A 19,021-nucleotide genomic window follows, 5' to 3' on the forward strand; every position below is an offset into this window, starting at 1 on the left:
CTTTTGCGCCTTCGCTCCTTATGCTGCTTTGCGTGAAAAACAAAGCATCAATCAAAATACGTAAACGTCTTGATGACCACATCCCCATCGCTATACTCAGTCCTGACGGTGCTGATGCGGTCTTTGCTATCGAAAGTATAGGTAGAAGTGGCGCTTCCCATCACAGTGCCACTTTCGGCTAGCGTCACTTTTTTGAGCAGGTTGGCTTTTTGGTTGGGAACTGTAACGGGTACTAACTGGGGTGCCAGGTACAGCTTGTCAGTATAATATTCAAAGGTGTTCACATAGTCATCGGTGTCTTGTGATTTTACCAGGTTGCCGGCGCCATCATAAGTATAGGTGGTAGTATTCCACAAATCTGAGCTTGTATTGTAGTAATCATATTCGTACAGCTTGGTCAATTGACCGGCAGGATTATAAATATATTTTTCCGTCATGGTATCGCCGGTATTATTGTATTGAAACGTACTGTCTACAAGGGACTTACTGTTCAGCAAATAATCAGCATGCAATTCCAATGTATTATCAACGAAAAGGTCAAGTGTGTACTTTGATGAAGAAGGATATGCGTATACGAATTTGTTGCCCGGATTGGCTGCATCTGTCATACCCGTGAGCCTGTTGTTACCATCGTAGCTCAAATTGTAAGTGGTAACAGAGTTGCCCCACATACCGGACCTGACATCTTCCGTGTAGGTCTTTACCTTAAGCGATGCGGCAGGCAGCGGGGTATTGGAAGGTTCTTTCTGACAGGATGATAATGCAATTAAAACTGCAACAGCAGCAAACAGGGTAATTCTTTTCATTTTGAGTAGTTAGTTTGGGTAAATGATAAGGTTTGACTGACGATCATAATCAATCTTCTGGTCGCCAAGATAGCTAAGCATCGCAGCAAGTCAAAATTTTGAGGAAGTTGATTTGTGAAAAAGCAGGAAGCGGCCGGGCTTTATCTACTTACGTAAGGACCAATTGGGTGCATTCCAAATCTTCGCAAAAGCCAAACCCACCTCCGAAGCCTCGGTCGGAGCCAGACATTTATCGTCAGGCCCATCAAAATTTCCTTATGCTAAACTGTTTCTTCCTCTCCCGGGAGGGGATGCCGCATTCCCTCTTTTGTAATCTTGCTATCAAAAAATCAATACATTCATCAGTCAATAACTGCTCCGGCATTTTGGCAATCGCATGAATGAGCCCTCCATCATAAAGCATATCCGTGATATTCTCATACTGCCTTTTACAGTAACAGTTGTCATTCCATATTTGATTTATGAAAAACATGAGGAACTATTTAGCCCAACTATTTTTTTAACGGTCATGGGCGGTATACTGCTTGTATGTGGCCTGGCCTTATTTCTCTGGACTGTTTATCTTTTTAAAACAATCGGCAAAGGTACTTTAGCCCCGTAGACGCCGACACAAAAATTGGTCATCGCCGGGCCCTATCAATATTGCCGGAACCCCATGATATCCGGCGTCTTTTTCATTTTACTGGGAGAAACATTGTTCCTGAATTCCACCAATATATTGACCGAGGCATTGATCTTTTTTGTGGTAAACACGGTCTATTTTGTTTTGAAAGAAGAACCCGATCTATACAAACGGTTTGGCGAAGAATATTTGGTGTACAAAAAGAATGTTCCCAGGTGGATACCCAAACTAAAGCCCTATAAACCGCCGCAATAAAAACGACAATGTTTTATTCCGCCAGCAACGCCTCTACTTCCACTGCTGTTTTTATCAATGGCTCGCCTAATAGTTGATATCCTTTTTCCGTGATCAAAAAGTTTTCTTCTACCCTGGCGCCGCCAAAATTGCGGAAGGGTGCCAGCTTATCGTAGTTAATAAAATCAGTAAACTTTTTTTGCCCTTCCCATAGATCCATCAATTCAGGAATAAAATAAATACCCGGCTCAACGGTTAATACAAAACCCGGCTCCAGGGCCCTGCCTAACCGCAATGATTTTAAACCAAAGACAGTACTTTTTTCCAGGTCGTCCGTATAACCCACGTATTGTTCGCCGAGATCTTCCATATCATGCACATCAAGACCCATCATATGGCCGAGCCCACAGGGAAAGAATAATGCATGGGCGCCTTGCTGTACAGCCTCCTTCGCATCACCTTTCATCAATCCCATTTGCTTCAAACCATCCACCAGGTGCTCAGCGGCTAAAAAATGAATATCCTTAAAAAGTTTACGGGGCGCCAACGCTTTGGCCGCGGCCTCTTCAGCCTTTAAGACAATATCATACACTTCTTTTTGTACCGGCGTAAACTTCTTAGCAACGGGAAATGTACGGGTAAGATCGCCGGCATAATGCATAGCAGTCTCCGCTCCTGCATCACACAACACCAGCTCCCCTTTTTTCAAAACTCTTGGCGTAGGATGATTATGCAGGGTTTGCCCGTCAACAGTATAGATGATGGGGTAAGAAATATTTCCGCCTGCGCCTATAGCAATTCCCTGTACAATCCCCGCTACCTGCATTTCGGTCAGTCCTTCCTTTGTATGCCGCATGGCCGCCAGGTGCATTTCGTTGCTGGTATTAACGGCCTTATTGATTTCTGTTACTTCTTCAGCTGATTTTATTGCCCGCTGCGCTACCACCGCTTTTATTAAGGTAACGGATGCTTTTTCTTTTATCGCATCAATGGGGATATTAAACAGGTCATTGAGTCTTATAAAACTTTCTGAACGATAGGGCGGCAGGAAGTGAATGGCTTGCCCCGCCGTTGTCGCTTTTTGAATAATCGTTTTCAACTCTTTTACCGGCATGACAGTAGTAATGCCGGCCGGTGCTGCCAGTTCCTTCACAGTTGGCTGTGTTCCCATCCAGACAATATCATCGATAGTGGGATCATTGCCGAAAATGATCTCTTTATCCTCGTCAATATTAATGATGGCAGCCAATGACGGCTTGTCAAGCCCGATGAAATATAAAAAACTACTATCCTGCCTGAAGGGATAACAATTGTCTTTGTAATTCATGCCCGTGTCTTCATTGCCTAACAATAAAATGATTCCACTGCCAACATCTTTTTTTAATCGCTGTCTTCTTTGTATATAGGTTTCTTTGCTGAACATGATTGAGTTTTAACCTAACCCCAACCCCTCTCCGAAGGAGAGGGGCTTAGAACCCTTTTTTAGAAAGAGCCTAACGGGACTCGAAAGTTTAAATGAATTATTCATAAAAATCGGAAACGATTTTTTCACCTTTGACAAACATATAGCTTATCTCCCACCACCGGGACAATGCGTTTTTAAAAACGTCGTAAACAATTGTGATAAATGCGCTGAAGTGCCAGGGCCTTCACTGATACCATGCGTCCGGTTGGGATACACCATCAATTGAAATTGCTTGCCATTTTTTACCAGCTCATTGATCAGCATTTCGGCGCCCTGGTAATGTACATTATCATCACCGGTGCCATGTACCAGCAACAAATTTCCCCGCAGGCTTTTTGCATGTGTTATCGGTGAGCCTTGAATAAACGGCTCTTTATTCTCCTGTGGCAGACCCATATAGCGTTCCTGGTAGATATTATCATACAGCAATTGATTGGGCACCGAGGCAATCGCTATTCCTGTTTTATAAATATCGGGGTATTGAAACAAAAGATTCAGGGTGGTAGAACCGCCGCCGCTCCAGCCATGCACGGCTATGCGATTGGTATCAACAAAAGGCCATTGTACTATTTTTTTGGCGGCCATTGCCTGGTCTCTTATGTTCATGATGCCGATATTCTGGTAAATAGCTTTGCGCCATGCTGTGCCTTTTGGTACGGGAGTACCACGGCCGTCGAGACTTATTTGTATATACCCATCGGCAGCGATATCACCGGCGTACAGCGGTGTGCCTGCACTTCCTGCTGCATCTTTCACCGTTGCGCCGGCGGGTTCTGTATATACATAAAAAAGTACAGGGTATTTTTTTGTACTGTCAAAATTTTTCGGCTTTATCATCCAGCCATCCAGTGTAACATTATCCTCCGTGGTGACCTTTATCATTTCAATGTCAGCGCTGGTTTCCATCTTACGTGTCGTTTCCTTTATTGTCTTATGACCGGGAAAACTCACCCATTCAGCTACCCGTTGATTTTTATGATTGGAAAAACTATGATTGGCAAACTGTCCGTTGGGTGATAAGGTATAATTGTGCGTTCCCTGCTGATCAGCCGGTGATAGCAATTCCAATTTACCTTTTCCATTGAGTGAAGTCCTGTACAAATACTGTTGCGTAGCATTGGAGGGTGATGCAAGGAAATAAGCAAAGCCTCCTTTTTCATCTATTGCTCTCAGGCTGATCATATCATAATCACCTTTGGTGATTACGGTTTCTTTTTTTCCATCAGCGCTGATGCGATACAAATGCCTCCAGCCATCTTTTTCGGATATCCATAAAAACTCTTTGCCGCCATTGATCCATCGCCAGCCATTATCCTGTGTAGGTTCTACATCTATCCACGAATTATTTTTTTCTGTATAAATCATTTTTGATTCACCGGTGACGGGATCACATAAAAAAACGTTGGCTTCATTCTGCTTGCGGTTCAGTTGCTGCAGCATCACCGCATTGCTGCTCCATTCCATGGCAGGAATATAATGTTGCCGCGGATCACCGGGCACATTCATCCAGGTGGTTTGCTTCGAAGCCAGTGATACCACACCTACTTTACAGGCAGAAGGATCTTCTCCCACTTTTGGATATTCAACAGGAATAGTAAAAGAATAAACCGAGTCGGTATTATTGATGAGCAGGAAGTTTCTAATTTTTGTCGCATCGATCTGCCAGTAAGCAATGCTCTTGCTATCGGGACTCCAGCGAAAACCGTCGCGGCAATTAAATTCTTCTTCATACACCCAATCGAAAGTGCCATTGATCAACCTGTCAGTACCATCGGTTGTTAAGGCCGTGACACTCCCTGAGGTGATATCTTCCACATAAATATTGTGCCCGCTTACATACGCAACATTTTTCCCGTCGGGTGATATTTTTGCAAACATCAATGAAGACGCCGGCTTATCTTTTCCAAGTTGTTTCAATGTATTAGTTGCTCTATTCAGTATCCAGTAATCACCCCGGGTATCCTGTCGCCATACACGCTTTGAATTAGTATAGATCAAGACTGTCTTACCATCATTACTGAATGAAAAATCACGAACGGCCAGTGGCTTACCAGTACCAGCCTGTGTTAACTGAGTTGGTAGTACCATCTCTGTGCGGGTAAAAGATGGCAACAGGTATTTCACCAGCACTCCTTTTTCATTCGCATAGTAACCGGTGCCGTCCGGTGTCCATTTGATTCCCTGGGCAATAGACTGGAAAGAAATTAAAAAGAAGACTACCAATACGGGCAAACGAAACAAATACTTCATTGGGCAATTATTATTTGGTAAAAAAGAGCTTACTGGTTTATTATTTTTCTACAATGACAGGATTGACATAGTACATTTTTTCAATGCCGTCAACGGTGAACAAATCAGCCTGGCTGGCTGTTAGTTTTAATTCCTTCCATCCATCCGTTGGAAAGATTTTTATTTTTGCATCCTTGCTGTTTAAAGACAAGGGCAGATTAAACCCTTTTACACAATTGGTGTAGCGAAAATGTACTTTGTTTTTATCGGCGCTAAAATAAAATTCAAAAGTTGGGATTTGAATCGTTCTTAAATACTGATCAAATACCTTACTGTAGTCAAACCCAGCTTTTTCAGAAATGAATTTTTCAACCTGTGCGGACGTAACCGTTTTGTGATAAAAAGTTTTGTTGAGGCTTCTTAGTATCTGGCGAAACTTTTCGTCGTTGTTGATACTATGCCTGATGCTATGCAGCAAGTTGCCGCCCTTGGGATACATGTCGCCACTACCCATGGCATTGACGCCATAGGCTGGAATAATAGTCTTATCATTCCTGATACCATTACGAATACCGTGATTGTAGGCATTAGCAGCGTCTTTACCAAAAATATAATCCACAAACAACGTTTCGCTGTAATTGGTAAAGCCTTCGTGCACCCACATATCGGCTAAATCTTTGGTGGTGATATTATTGCCAAACCATTCATGCCCGCTTTCATGAATGATAATAAAATCAAACTTCATTCCCCAGCCGGTGCCCGAAAAGTCCCGTTCACGGTAACCGAACTTATACCAGTTGCCATACGACACCGCACTTTGATGTTCCATGCCGGTATGAGAAGTTTCTACCAGCTGGTAACCATCTTCATAAAACGGATAAGGGCCAAACCAGTGCTCAAAACTCTTAAACATTTTATGCACCTGGTCGGGCATATAATTCTTCGCTCTTTGCTCATTATAATCCAGCACCCAATAAGTGAGATCGAGTTTTCCTTTTTCCCCGTTATAAGTTTCTTTAAAATTTACATACTTGCCGATATAAGGAATCAAACAATAGTTATTGATCGGGTTCACTACGGCCCATTTGTAGGTGGCCGTGCCATCGCCATTTAGTTTTTTTAGTTGCATCCGGCCGTTGGCAATCGCAACCAATGTATCGGGTACGGTCATTGTCAGCGAAGCTCCTTTATCCGGTTCATCGCTTTGATGATCCTTGCAGGGAAACCAAATGGATGAGCCCAATCCCTGGCAGGTAACTGTCATCCATGGCCGGCCCAGTGAATCTTTCACAAACGACCAGCCGCCATCCCAGGGCGCACGAATAGCTTCATGCGGTTTGCCGCTGAAATACACATCTATTTTATGAACCGATCCTTTTTGCTGCGACGGCATTTTTACAAACCAGGCATTACCGTCTTTAGTAAATGAAAGCGAAGTTTTTCTATTTAAAATAATACTATCGATCACCAATGGCGCCTGCAGATCGAGTTGTAACGACGTAGTATTGTTATTACTTACTACTTTATAGGTGATGGTATTCTTTCCCTCCGTACTTTTCGCGGTATAATCTGGTTTTATGAACAGATCATACCGAAGCAGATCCCACCATGCCCGCTCTTTGGTAATACTACCCCGTACGGTGTCTGCATGCGTGAATACATCTGCTGCTTTTTGTTGTGCCTTACCGCTGGCAACAAAAAGAATGGCTGCAACAATGAAAAGAAATCTGACTCTCATTTTTATATCCTGTTTTTAAAAAGAAGGGACAAGTTACTTATATCCTGTTTAGTTGTTATTTTTTCCAGTTTTCATCTTTTATACGAAGAATATTGATGGAATAAGGTTGCCAGTCCATTTCAAAAATATTTCCGGTTATCCTCATTTTTTGTTTCCGCGGAATATATTTTTCCGGAAAGGCAAACGAATTCTCCACTTTTAACTCTTCCGCTGAAAGAACAGCAAGATCAGCTTCAGGACTTAATCTGCTTCCGCCTTTAATATCCAATTTACTGTTAACCGTTTCACCGGATGTGTTTACCAATTTTATAATGATATCTCCATTGGCTTCATCACGACCAGCCAATGCAAATACCTGCGGAGGTGGCTGGTAGCTCATCACCAGGGTGTCATTCAAATAACAATCTACTTTGTCCATGCCTACTTCCAATCTTACATCATACCATTTGCCCGTTTCAATTGGAGTGGTTAATCGTTTTTGATCAGTAAGGCCGGCCACATCATAACCGCTTTCTACACTTTCAAAAACACTGTGGGAGTTCCACCACGAACCGATATGTGCCCGCAGGTAAGTATTAGTATCTTTTACTGCAAACGGTATCATGAAAGCATTGATGCCGCCAGTCTTCCGGGCTTTTAGTTTTAAAGTATAAGCATCGAAATTTTTATTGCTGAGCATAGCAAACTGTTGCGGTCCTTCTGCTGTTTGCGCCAATGCGCCATTATTCAATGACCAGCTTCCACGTATTTTATTCCATTCAGAGAGATTATTTACCAGGTCACTTTTATAAACTGTTTTGCCGCCCTGTATCACTTCCACGTCTTTAAACTCCGCTTGTGTGTCCCAGGTACCGAACCCGATACCACCGGCGAACATTGGCCTTTCTGATTTTGTTTTACTGGCCTCTACAGTTGTAGAAAGATTTACATCAGCCCTGTTGTCACTCAAAAGTTTGATAGCATAATAGGAAATACGCCCAAAACTTTTTGCCGCATCAAAGTTGATCAGGTTCACCGGCCAGTCCACATCATTTACATTTACTAACAACGGCGCATAACTGCTCCACTTCACCAGGTCGGCATTACGCTCCATTCCTAAAATATAAACAGCATCACTCAATGCCGCCTGCATGTTGCCTGCGCCAACACTTGCATTGGTTGCGTATTCTCCTACATACATGTCCCAATCGCCCCGCTTGTATTTATCGAAATGATCGGTATTGCGCCTGCTCCAAAAAACATCTTTATAAGCATGTTCGTCCACGATATCCACATCTTTCATGTCCTTCAGCGTTCGCTGGTTCACATCGCCAATACCCATGCTGGCCATCAATCGTATCTGCGGATATTTGTCTTTGATTGCCTTATAAAAAATATTGTAACGGCTGGCATATTTTGGCCCGTGTTGCTCATTGCCAATCTCCACGTATTTTAACGGAAATGGTTTGGGATGACCATTCGCCGCTCTCATCTTTCCATATTTCGACGTAACAGGACCAATGGCATATTCAATCGCATCCAGTGCAACCTGAATATATGGTTGCAGTTCCGGCTCCGGCACATAAGTTCCACTGCGATATTCGCAGGACACACCCGCATTAAAAACATACAAAGCATCCGCCTTGATGTCTTCACAAAACTGCAAATATTCATGATACCCGAATCCATCACTGCTCCAGTAACCCCATGGACTAAAACTACCGGGTCTTTTTTCAATGGGACCGATGCTGTTTTTCCAGTTTGGCGCACTTTCCATAGTGATACCTTCTACATAGCAACCGCCGGGCCACCGGACAAAAGATGGTTTCAATCCGGCTATCAGCTCAGCAATATCGGGCCTCAAACCGTTGGGACGATTTTTAAATGTTTTAACTGGAAACAATGAAACAAAATCAATCCATACAGTACCACTACCACCCAATGACAAAACAAATTTTGCCTTGGGATCTGAAATATTGGGCTTCAGTGTACAGGAATATTTTTTCCATTCACCTCCGGTTACACTAGTAAATGTATGTTTAGCCAGAACTTTTTTATCAGCTGATTGAAGTGATACGGTGACCGGCTTTTTGTACTGCGCATCTGTTCTTGCATAAAACGAAAGCTTGTATTGCTCGCCAGCGATTGTATTAATTCCCCAAAATCCTTCATTGATCAAATCCGCTTTGCTACCGGCGTCAAAATTTTTCACCCGGATACAAAGTGAATTGGGTGTTGCGTTGTTCAATGGCTTTTCTCTTGCCAATGAAACCTGCATGATTGTTTTACCGGTTGATTGCGTTGACCAGGCTGGCCAATCCGTTTTATGCGGCCATGCCAGTTTCCAATCTGTTTTCTTCGGCTCAATCATAAAGTGCGGCTTCTCTGGCGAGGGTACCAGGAAACTATCTTGTAAAACTGTACCGGCCGGGATACGGGTTTCTTCAAAACCACGATTCTGTATCAGCTCGGCATAGAGGCCTCCTTCACCTGCATGACTTATTTCTTCAAAAAAAATTCCATGCAGGGTCGGTGAAATTCTATTTCCCTTTTTGTCCACATCAATCGTTATGGTTGCCTGTTGTTGAGAATACAACAGCATAAAAAAACAACAATACGCAATTGTCAAAATGATTTTCTTCATCAATGTCTTTTCTTTTGCATCAATAAAAAAGCATGATGTTCTATAGTTTGACATCATGCCGGACTTTTAATCACAATGAGTTAATATGCGACCAGGTTTTCAACCGCTTTTATTTTACACTCCATTCATGCAATCCTGCCGAGTGTTCTACCGGCTGCTGAATTTCCAGTTTCAACGCAGTGGTAGTGACGGCCTCAAACCGGATCGTGTTGTATTTATCTTTTAAAATTTCATAGGGTTCCTTATTTTTTACGGGCAACCACTGGTCTCCGTCTTTATACAATAATTTCCAGGAAGCGGGGATACGGCATCCGCCAAAAGGACCATCATCAAACCAATACACACTTGATTCTGATACGGTGTAGGCTTTATCAAAATCGTATTGAACATATTCCAGCGAGTTTCTCTTTGGCCACCAATGCAGATAAGTGGCATTGCCGTCATGAGAATCTTTCGGATCGTATTGATCATTCAGGCCCTTTAACATTCTTATATTCGTTATCGATCCGCTCACTTTGCTTTTTGAAGCAATGGTGGGAGCAGGTTTAGGCTTCGCTGCCGATTCTTCATACGGTATCCAAACTTCCATTTCAGCAGGGCCGCGGTTGGCCCAGGAATAATAGGGAATAGCCACTACATCCTGTTGCGTTTTGATCAGCTCATTACTATTCAGCTGCCGTTTGGTAGATGATCCTTTCATCTGCAGTGTCATTACACCATTCAACAGTTCGGGCTTGTATACCGCCTGGACGGGTTCGTCTTTTTTTACTACAATATTCAATACTGCTGAATCCGCGTTATCGGGTCCTTCAAGGCAATACATCAACGGACCACGTTGGAGGGCAAAACGATTTTTATCATCTTCTACCTTCCCGTTTGCCATGATTCTCTTTACATCCATGGGGAAATCGAGCACTATCTTGTCGCCTTTTTTCCAGTTGCGATCCAATACTGCATAACCTTTCTCCATTTTGTAATTAACAAGGTTACCGTTCAATAGAAGAGTAACCGGTTTTGTCGTCTTATTCTCATTTACATACAGATCACCGGGCACGGGCTGATCGATGGCCCAACCCGGGATACGAATATGCAAAGCGAATTTTGTTGGTTTGGAAGGATTGATGATTAATTCATTCTTTCCTTCCCAGGGATAGTTGGTGTTTTGTGTGATTGAAATATTTCCTGCCGGTAGTTTTATTTGCGACACGCTGCCGACGAAAAGATTTACATACAGGTTATTTTCATTTTGTCCATATACATAACCCGGCATGGAAGGTAAAAACCTGGTCATGTTTGAAATACAACAGGCACAGCCGAACCAGGCACTACGCTGGTGCTGGCCCATTGAAGCAAGCGGGTTAGGATAAAAGAAACGATCACCGCTTACTGAAACCCCGGCCAGCAGACCATTATACAAGGTACGTTCCATTACATCGATATATTTCGCATCGCCATGCAATAAAAACATCCGGCTGTTCCAATACACATTGGCAATCGATGCACAGGTTTCGGCATAGGCCGACATATTGGGTAAATCATAGGCTTTACCAAAAGCTTCACCATGACCTGTTGCTCCGATCCCACCGGTGATATATAATTTTTTCTCCACCACATCGTGCCAGATATCATCTATGGCTGCAAGGTATTGTTGGTTGCCTGTCAAGGCAGCCACATCAGCCATGCCCGTGTACATATAGGTTGCCCTTACCGCATGACCAACTGCTTCGTGCTGGTCAACTACTTTTTTGTGTGCCTGGCTGTATTCATGATTCAAATGTCCTGCTGTGCCACGCAGGTCAAGAAAAAATTTTGCCAGGTCGAGATATTCTTTTTTACCTGTCACACGATACAGCCTCGTAAGACCAGTTTCAACAATCTGGTGACCGGGAAATCTTTCTTCTTTGCCATAGCCGAAAGTCCTTACCAACAGGTCAGCATTTTTAATGGCGATATTCAGCAGCGATCTTTTACCAGTCGCCTGGTAATGCGCCACGGCTGATTCAAATAAATGGCCGGAGTTGTATAATTCATGACTCAGGTCTTCTTCTTTCTCCCAGCGTTTGCTACCAACCCAATCATGCGGCTTCTCCATTTTTGCCGTGCGAAAAGTATAGAGATAACCATCTGCTTCCTGCGCGTCGCCAATGATAGCGATCAGTGTATCCAAATACTTTTCCAGTTGCGGATTCTTGGTGACCTGCAAGCCATATGAAGCTCCCTCGATAATCTTATAGAGATCGGTATCATCAAAGGTGTACTCGGTAAGTTTACCTGCTTTTTTCTTACCGGCCGCCACTAAAAAATTATCGATGCGACCTGTTTTGCGACATTGATCCAATGTATAAGGGATAGTGACGTCAGCATTCACTTTTATTTTGGGCGCCCAAAAATTATCCATCACATGTACCTGGGTAAAAGCTACCGGTTGTATAGGATAGTCTTTTTTCAATTGTGACATTACAGATGATGTACACAAGAGCATCGCAGCAGCAATTGATATGTTAGATTTTTTCATATTATTTTCTTCTCGTTTGAATTTTAATTTCCTTAAGAATGCACCTGGCCATTATAACCTCTAACCTGGTTTTAACCAACCCAAAAAATAAAATTACCGGTATACATCTTCCTGTTCTATACAAATATTGATAGAAGTTTAGCGGATTTTATTCATTACAAAACCACAGGTCGTCAGGCTAGTGAAAAAAATTATTCCATTGACCAGCCAAACTTTAACCCTATTCATAAGTATTTCTTAGCTTTCCGGTTAATATTCGGTCACTCTATTCACTTTAAATTGTACATTTGACACTTATAAAAGGGATATGAAAGTACTACAATTTACCATACCGGTGCCGGCCAACCAAACGATTATTGTGCAAAAAGATGTGCTGCCTTATTTCTATCCTCACCTTCATCGTCACCATGAAATTCAACTGACCTGGATTCAAAAAGGCGAAGGCACCCTGGTAGCAGATAACAATATGCACAGCTTTGAATCGAATGAAATATATTGGTTGGGAGCCAACCAACCTCATTTGTTTAAAAGTGATCCCTCCTACTTTTTGCCAAAGAGCAAAAAAATCATTTCGGCTCTCACGATTTTCTTTGACCCTAATGGCCGGCTTGTTCCTCTTTTTGATTTGCCAGAAATAAAAAACGTCAGGAAGTTTATCCAGAAAAATCCGGCGGGTTTTAAAATTCCGCAACAACATGTGGCTGAAATCTCGAACCAAATGCTATTGATAAAAAATGGCAACGGGACTGAGCAGATGATTCATTTTCTCGATATACTGAATAAGCTGATGAGCTATGAAGATCTTACGCCTCTTTCCAACTCGTCGCAGCCGCAAATGTATAGCGAACATGAAGGCATCAGGATGGCCAATATTTATAATTATATCATGCAGCATTATAATGAACCTGTCACGCTCGAAGAAGTTGCCAAACAGGCTCACATGACTCCGCAGGCCTTTTGCCGCTATTTTAAAAAACATACCCGCCACACTTTTGTATCCTTCCTGAGCGAGGTGCGCATCAACGAGGCTTGCAAAAAATTGACAGACGGCGCCTATGACAGTATCGCTACCATTGCTTACAATTGCGGCTTCAATAGTATCACCAATTTCAATCGGGTGTTTAAAAGTGTTACCTCTCTCTCTCCTTCAGAGTATGTAAATAATTTTTCGAAGATGTTGAGTGTAGAACAGGAGGCGGGTTATTGATAACTACATTGGACAAGGTAGCTTCCGCTGACATACCTCCATAGGGTTGTTCTAAAAGCAGTTAATATCCGCAAATTTCCAGGTAAGAATAGGAAAGCAAGTCCTGCTTAGCAGCCTTATTTTTAAAAGTCAGGACGTTAAATCTTTTTCATTCAATTTCTTTTCTGCTTTATGGAGTCAACTTCGTTTAAACCGTCCCTTAAATTATTAGATGCAACCATGCTGGTGGCAGGTAGCATGATTGGCTCGGGCATCTTTATCGTTAGTGCAGACATCACCCGCAATGTGGGAAGCGCCGGCTGGCTGATACTGGTATGGTTACTTACCGGCTTTATGACACTGACCGCAGCGCTGAGCTATGGTGAGCTGAGCGCCATGTATCCCAGGGCTGGTGGTCAATACGTTTATCTCAAGGAGGCTTATAATCCATTAATCGGCTTTCTGTATGGCTGGAGTTTTTTCTCCGTCATACAAACAGCTACCATTGCTGCGGTCGGTGTAGCATTCGCAAAATTTACTGCCTACCTCATTCCTGCTGTCAGCGAAGACAAGGTTGCTATTAATTTGGGATCGTTAACGATATCGCCGGCGCAATTACTATCCATTGTCATCATTGTATTGTTAACCTTCATTAATACAAAGGGAGTGAAAAGTGGCAAAGCCATTCAAACTACTTTTACGCTCACCAAACTGTTGAGTCTTTTTGGCCTGATCATTTTTGGATTGTTGGCTTTAAAACCGGGGATATGGACATCCAATTGGACTGATGCCTGGGATCTTCAAAAATTAGCACCCGATGGCTCAACCAGCAATTATACCATGGTGGCTGCCATGGGCGCCATTGCTGCGGCCATGGTGGGCTCTATTTTCAGCAGCGACTCCTGGCATAATGTGACATTCATTGCGGGTGAAATAAAAAATCCCAAGCGTAATATCGGCCTTAGTCTTTTCCTTGGCACATTGATCGTCACGGTTATTTATATTCTTACCAATATCATGTACACGGGTGTTTTATCCCTTACGGATATCGCCGGGTCTGAAAAAGATCGGGTGGCCGTAACTGCATCACAGGTGATTTTTGGCAATGCCGGAACTATTATTATCGCAATCATGATCATGATCTCCACATTCGGTTGTAACAACGGATTGATCATGGCAGGCGCCCGGGTTTATTATACCATGGCCAACGATGGATTGTTTTTCAAAAAAGCCGGTACACTCAACAACGCCGCCGTTCCTTCCTTCGCTTTGTGGATACAGTGCATCTTTGCCTGCGTGTGGAGCCTTAGCGGCCGCTATGGCGACCTGTTGGATATGATCTCGTTCGTGGTGGTAGTTTTCTATATGCTCACCATCGCTGGGATATTTATCCTACGCAAAAAAAGACCAAACGCCGAACGGCCTTACAAGGCTTTTGGTTATCCCCTTTTACCTATCATTTATATTTTGATGGGGCTTTCGTTTTGCATTTTATTGATCATTTACAAACCAAAATTTACCTGGCCTGGTTTGATCATAACGCTGATCGGAATCCCGGTTTATTATCTTGTTATCGCGGCGCAAAGAAGAAAGGTCGCTATAGCTGATTAATGGAAACCCTACTGACGAAAGATCGTCTCAAAAGTCAGCGAATAAGGAGCACAACGAACACAAAGAATGACACGAAGAACACAAAGTATTCAATAAAAGTAAATCCTCTTAGTGTTCGTTGTGTATCCTTAGTGCCCTTTGTGTTACCAATAACTGTATCGAAAATATCTACTTTACTTATTTCCCTTTGATATCATAAAAACGCCATGACGTTTTAAAATCCTTTTCCAGGTTTTGATTCGTCAATATAGCCCGCAGCATTTCGATTGGCATTGCGTTCTCCAGGAATATTGCATCATGATATTGTTTATAGGTCATCTTTTTTGAGTCCACCAGTTCTTTTTTCAAACTATACAGCTGCAAGCCGCCGATCATATACGCCACCTGGTATAACGGGCTATAACCGCCAACAAAGGAACGACGAACTTCGCCTTCTGCATTCGCCCTTTCGTGCCCTACCCTGTCGACTAAAAAATCGATGCATTGCTGGGGCGTCCATTTCCCCAAATGATAGTTCAGAGAAAAAATAATTCTTGCGCAACGATGCATTCGCCAAAACAGCATACCGATCCTGTCTTCTGCAGAACGTGGAAACTTCATATCCCACAACAGCAATTCCCAATACAGTGCATTTCCTTCTACCCAAAAAGGTGTGGAGAAATTGCGATAGGCTTTATTGCGATTGGTCATATATCCCTGCAAATGGTGACCGGCGATTAATTCATGGTGCACCGTCGCTCTTGAAAAATGCGGGTTATTGCCTCGCATACGCATCATCTTATCTTCATAGTTCATCGTATTGGTGGGATAGGAAATGATCAGCGATTCCCCACCAAGAAAAAATGGATTGATCAGTTGTTGCTCCGGCGACATCATACTCATCCGCCAGGTTTCTTCCGCCAGATCGGGTATAGTCAGTAAATCATTCTTCTTTAAAAAATCAACCGATTGCTTATAGAGTTCATACATTGCCTCAGGTTGCCTGCCGGGTGCTACGTAAGAATTTTTTACTTTTTCCTGTGCCCTTTTCCAATTATCACCAAAGCCCATTTCCCGGGAGGCTTTTAACAATTCAGCGTCGCACCAGGCAAATTCTTTATTAGCAATTTCAACTAACTCTTCCGCCGAATAAGGAATAAACTCCAGTTGCAACTGTCGCATCAATTCTTTGCTACCAATCGGGTTGCCGGCAATTCCACTACCATCATCTTTCTTCGGGGAGGTTTGTTTTCCTTTTCCTTTCAGCAAACCAGCATATACATTCAACACACTATCTACTGCGGTATAAGTTTTGGGAACCCACCAGGTAAATAACGGATCGTAACCATTATAAAAATCAAAAGTATTTTTCAACGAGCCCTGCAAACCTTTTGCTGCTTCTGTTGCAAAATTTGCCAGTTTCACATCCATCATCTCCACTTTCGTAATGGCTTCAATGGCTTTCTCAATCTCTTTTTGGATCGCATTTAATTCTTTTGCCGTTTTTTCACCATCAACCGCCGCTCCTCTTCTTCGTGATTTTTCTAATGCATAAATCCGGTCGGAAAAAGAAAAATATTTACTTACCTGGTCGTACATGGATTGCTCTTCCTGCCAGCGATAACTGGCATCGAGCAGGTTTCTTTTAAACAGTATAAAATCCACTTTTCCATTAATACTTATTTTGTCAAAGTCTACCTTATCCAATTGCCGGAGATACTCATTGTTCAGCTGCAACAATCTTGCTCTTCGTTCAGGTGAATTATAATTGTTGCCTTGCCTGCCCCATGCCCACCCTACTCCCACTGCGCTGGTTGAATAAAACCGGTTAATACTGCCGAGGTCTGCGTCATAATTGATCATCATGTTATTCATTTCACTGGTTTGCGCATACAAGTCAGTGGTATTTGACGATTGCGCCCACAGGTTGTCAACAGATAGCCGCATTGAAAGAGCCATCGCCAAAATAAATGTCTTTTTTATCATACTGAATGTTCTTTAAGTGTATTTAACAAAAGAAAGTGAATACATCAATTCAAACAAAGACTAAACTTGCATTCGTTTATTTATCAGCCGCCAAATCACTTCCCCCTGACCCAATCTTTGAGGATTGCAGCCTGCAAAGCAGTCGGATTTTTCATTCTTGTAATGGTAAAAGGTCGCTCATACTTAGTAGCAAACATAAACGGGATATCTTTTATCACACCATCCTGCAGCACTTGTAGGTGAACGATGTCACCGGCCTTTTTTTCCTTTTGCAATTGCTCAAGTATTTTCGTGGTTGCCGGTTTTCCATTTATTGTAAGAAGCAGTTGCCTGGCCCCTATTCCTGCATGCCATGCCGGAGAATCCCATTCCACATTTGCAATAGTTAAACTATCATTTCTTTCCCGAACGGACAGCCCGGTCCACGCACCCGGCAGCGCCACAGGCTTTGCAGCAATGTCTAAACCCGCATAAGCAAAATATTTTGCATAATCAATTTCTTTACGGTGTATACATAATCAAAAAACTCTGCCAGGGAAACGCCTGCTATCGATTCACAGGTGTTACGAAACTCCGTTTCAGTATAGCCTCTTTTCTTTTGCTGGTAAAAAATTTTATACAAGGTGCGCATTACATCATCCAGCGATTTTTTATTCTTTGTCTCATGACGGATCTTAAAGTCGAGCAATAAACCCAGTATCGGCCCCTTATCATAATAGGAAATGGTTTTGTTTACATCAACACCTGTCCGGCCAAAAGGTCCATCAGACCAGGTATCGAAACTAGCCTGCGTCACCGATTGAAACAAATGACCGGGCTTATTCTCATATGCCGATAAACTGGAACGATATGCCTTCAGCAAATCTTCTTCACTTGTCAACCCGGCTCTGCGCAGCAATAATTCATCATAATAGGCCGTAATGCCTTCGGCAACCCAAAGCATATTGGCGCGGCTGCCGCGGTCATAGTCAAAAGGCCCCAGTTCTATTGGCCTTATTCGTTTGGCATTGTAATGATGAAAATATTCATGCGCCAGGAAACTCAGCATCCCCGTTCGGCCGGCGCCATCCAATCCATCACCACTAAAACTGATGGCCGTAGAATTAAGATGTTCGATACCGCCACGTCCCGGGCCAATGGCAATAAATGTATAATGCTTAAAGGGGATATCATCCATCATATCCGCCGCCGCTTCAACTATTTTTTTCAGATCAGTTACAAATCTGTCCTTATCAAAATTTCCCAGTTTATAGCCGATAAAATAATGTGGTACTCCTCTTACAGAAAAAGAGGCCAGTTCTTCAAGATTACCAATCAAGATGGGACTATCATACAAAACATCAAAATCAGGAGCTGAATATTCATATGTTTTTCCCCGAATAGGCTCAAGACCTGTGGCAATTTTAGTCCAGCCATTACTTGGCGTGATTGTGATGGAGACCGGATGATTAATATAACCATCCACATGCATAAACAAGCCGGTGGGAGCAATAAATCCACGTTCTTCATCGAGATAATTGGTGGCTACAAATTGCCGGGTGGCTTTTACCTGGTAGTTGAGCGTGATGGCTTCATTGTTATTAGTGTAAACACGCCAAATATTATTAGCAGCCTTTTCCCATTTAAACACTGTGCCATTTTTATCTGTCGCTTTGAAATCAATAATATTATCTGCATAATCCAGCAACTGGTAATAGCCCGGCATCCACACCGGAATCTTAAGATCAAGCCAGTCTTTTTTTATTCCATTACATTGAAAGGATACCTGGTAAAGATAGTTGGCTGGGTTTTTCATAGATACGTTGAAATCCATCCTACTCTTTAAGGACTGACCAAAGCCTTCCGGCATTCCTGCACTTATCAATAAAAGAGCGATGAATACCGGTTTCCAAAAACATTTAACGACATTATGCATTTGCTGGCGTTTAATTGGCAAAATTGATTGTGCCTTTCGTTTTTCATGAAGGACAAAAAGTAGTGAATAAATGATAAACTTCCGGATTCAAATTATCCGCGTCGCCTTAAAT

The 19,021-nt window shown here is 42.7% G+C and carries 12 protein-coding genes; 3 read left to right on the forward strand and 9 right to left on the reverse strand.

The window, feature by feature from the left end; all coding sequences use genetic code 11:
- Nucleotides 1-47: 47 nt before the first annotated feature.
- Entirely contained in the window at nt 48-806 is a 759-nt protein-coding gene (locus tag ACFEL9_RS11115; protein WP_385889645.1) for a hypothetical protein, read from the reverse strand.
- A gap of 616 nt (nt 807-1,422) precedes the next feature.
- Here ACFEL9_RS11115 and ACFEL9_RS11120 point away from each other — a divergent pair.
- Nucleotides 1,423-1,683 (forward strand): methyltransferase family protein, encoded by a 261-nt coding sequence (locus tag ACFEL9_RS11120; protein WP_385889648.1) that lies wholly within the window; start codon nt 1,423-1,425, stop codon nt 1,681-1,683.
- 13 nt (nt 1,684-1,696) lie between these two features.
- Here the strand turns inward: ACFEL9_RS11120 and ACFEL9_RS11125 are convergent, their stop codons facing one another.
- The 5 genes from ACFEL9_RS11125 to ACFEL9_RS11145 form a co-directional block, all read right to left on the reverse strand.
- Entirely contained in the window at nt 1,697-3,085 is a 1,389-nt protein-coding gene (locus ACFEL9_RS11125; RefSeq protein ID WP_385889652.1) for an aminopeptidase P family protein, read from the reverse strand.
- A 147-nt stretch (nt 3,086-3,232) separates the two neighbouring features.
- Nucleotides 3,233-5,377 carry a S9 family peptidase gene (locus tag ACFEL9_RS11130; protein ID WP_385889654.1) on the reverse strand — a complete coding sequence of 715 codons (2,145 nt, stop codon included), beginning with the start codon at nt 5,375-5,377 and terminating at the stop codon, nt 3,233-3,235.
- 40 nt (nt 5,378-5,417) lie between these two features.
- Nucleotides 5,418-7,094 (reverse strand): M1 family metallopeptidase, encoded by a 1,677-nt coding sequence (locus tag ACFEL9_RS11135; protein ID WP_385889657.1) that lies wholly within the window; start codon nt 7,092-7,094, stop codon nt 5,418-5,420.
- A gap of 55 nt (nt 7,095-7,149) precedes the next feature.
- Nucleotides 7,150-9,774: an alpha-L-arabinofuranosidase family protein gene (locus tag ACFEL9_RS11140; protein ID WP_385889660.1), complete on the reverse strand. Its 2,625-nt coding sequence runs from the start codon at nt 9,772-9,774 to the stop codon at nt 7,150-7,152.
- 52 nt (nt 9,775-9,826) lie between these two features.
- Nucleotides 9,827-12,232, reverse strand: a complete 2,406-nt coding sequence (locus tag ACFEL9_RS11145) for a glycoside hydrolase family 127 protein (RefSeq protein ID WP_385889662.1) — start codon at nt 12,230-12,232, stop codon at nt 9,827-9,829.
- Nucleotides 12,233-12,539: 307 nt separating this feature from the next.
- On the opposite strand from ACFEL9_RS11145, the gene ACFEL9_RS11150 reads away from it, so the two are divergent.
- Together ACFEL9_RS11150 and ACFEL9_RS11155 are read left to right on the forward strand one after the other, a co-directional pair.
- The gene (locus tag ACFEL9_RS11150; protein ID WP_385889665.1) at nt 12,540-13,439 is read left to right on the forward strand and encodes an AraC family transcriptional regulator; all 900 of its coding nucleotides are present in this window, start codon (nt 12,540-12,542) and stop codon (nt 13,437-13,439) included.
- Between the two features lie 171 nt (nt 13,440-13,610).
- Nucleotides 13,611-15,029: an APC family permease gene (locus tag ACFEL9_RS11155; protein ID WP_385889668.1), complete on the forward strand. Its 1,419-nt coding sequence runs from the start codon at nt 13,611-13,613 to the stop codon at nt 15,027-15,029.
- A gap of 177 nt (nt 15,030-15,206) precedes the next feature.
- On the opposite strand, the gene ACFEL9_RS11160 is transcribed toward ACFEL9_RS11155, so the two are convergent.
- From ACFEL9_RS11160 to ACFEL9_RS11170, 3 genes are all read right to left on the reverse strand, one after another.
- Complete coding sequence (locus ACFEL9_RS11160) at nt 15,207-16,994, reverse strand: DUF885 family protein (protein ID WP_385889671.1); 1,788 nt, start codon at nt 16,992-16,994, stop codon at nt 15,207-15,209.
- A gap of 95 nt (nt 16,995-17,089) precedes the next feature.
- Nucleotides 17,090-17,437, reverse strand: coding sequence for a PDZ domain-containing protein (locus ACFEL9_RS11165; protein ID WP_385889674.1), 348 nt, complete (start codon nt 17,435-17,437; stop codon nt 17,090-17,092).
- Between the two features lie 17 nt (nt 17,438-17,454).
- The gene (locus ACFEL9_RS11170) at nt 17,455-18,909 is read right to left on the reverse strand and encodes a M61 family metallopeptidase (RefSeq protein WP_385889677.1); all 1,455 of its coding nucleotides are present in this window, start codon (nt 18,907-18,909) and stop codon (nt 17,455-17,457) included.
- Nucleotides 18,910-19,021: the final 112 nt, after the last annotated feature.

The organism is Terrimonas alba (genome assembly GCF_042434975.1).
Taxonomy (GTDB): Bacteria; Bacteroidota; Bacteroidia; order Chitinophagales; family Chitinophagaceae; genus Terrimonas_B; species Terrimonas_B alba.

What these genes read in the sequence shown, in the direction of transcription:
- ACFEL9_RS11125 (WP_385889652.1), bottom strand. Translation starts at nt 3,085, where the DNA reads ATGTTCAGCAAAGAAACCTATATACAAAGAAGACAGCGATTAAAAAAA.
- ACFEL9_RS11160 (WP_385889671.1), bottom strand. Translation starts at nt 16,994, where the DNA reads ATGATAAAAAAGACATTTATTTTGGCGATGGCTCTTTCAATGCGGCTA.
- ACFEL9_RS11140 (WP_385889660.1), bottom strand. Translation starts at nt 9,774, where the DNA reads ATGATGTCAAACTATAGAACATCATGCTTTTTTATTGATGCAAAAGAA.
- ACFEL9_RS11150 (WP_385889665.1), top strand. Translation starts at nt 12,540, where the DNA reads ATGAAAGTACTACAATTTACCATACCGGTGCCGGCCAACCAAACGATT.
- ACFEL9_RS11130 (WP_385889654.1), bottom strand. Translation starts at nt 5,377, where the DNA reads ATGAAGTATTTGTTTCGTTTGCCCGTATTGGTAGTCTTCTTTTTAATT.
- ACFEL9_RS11115 (WP_385889645.1), bottom strand. Translation starts at nt 806, where the DNA reads ATGAAAAGAATTACCCTGTTTGCTGCTGTTGCAGTTTTAATTGCATTA.
- ACFEL9_RS11170 (WP_385889677.1), bottom strand. Translation starts at nt 18,909, where the DNA reads ATGCATAATGTCGTTAAATGTTTTTGGAAACCGGTATTCATCGCTCTT.
- ACFEL9_RS11145 (WP_385889662.1), bottom strand. Translation starts at nt 12,232, where the DNA reads ATGAAAAAATCTAACATATCAATTGCTGCTGCGATGCTCTTGTGTACA.
- ACFEL9_RS11135 (WP_385889657.1), bottom strand. Translation starts at nt 7,094, where the DNA reads ATGAGAGTCAGATTTCTTTTCATTGTTGCAGCCATTCTTTTTGTTGCC.
- ACFEL9_RS11155 (WP_385889668.1), top strand. Translation starts at nt 13,611, where the DNA reads ATGGAGTCAACTTCGTTTAAACCGTCCCTTAAATTATTAGATGCAACC.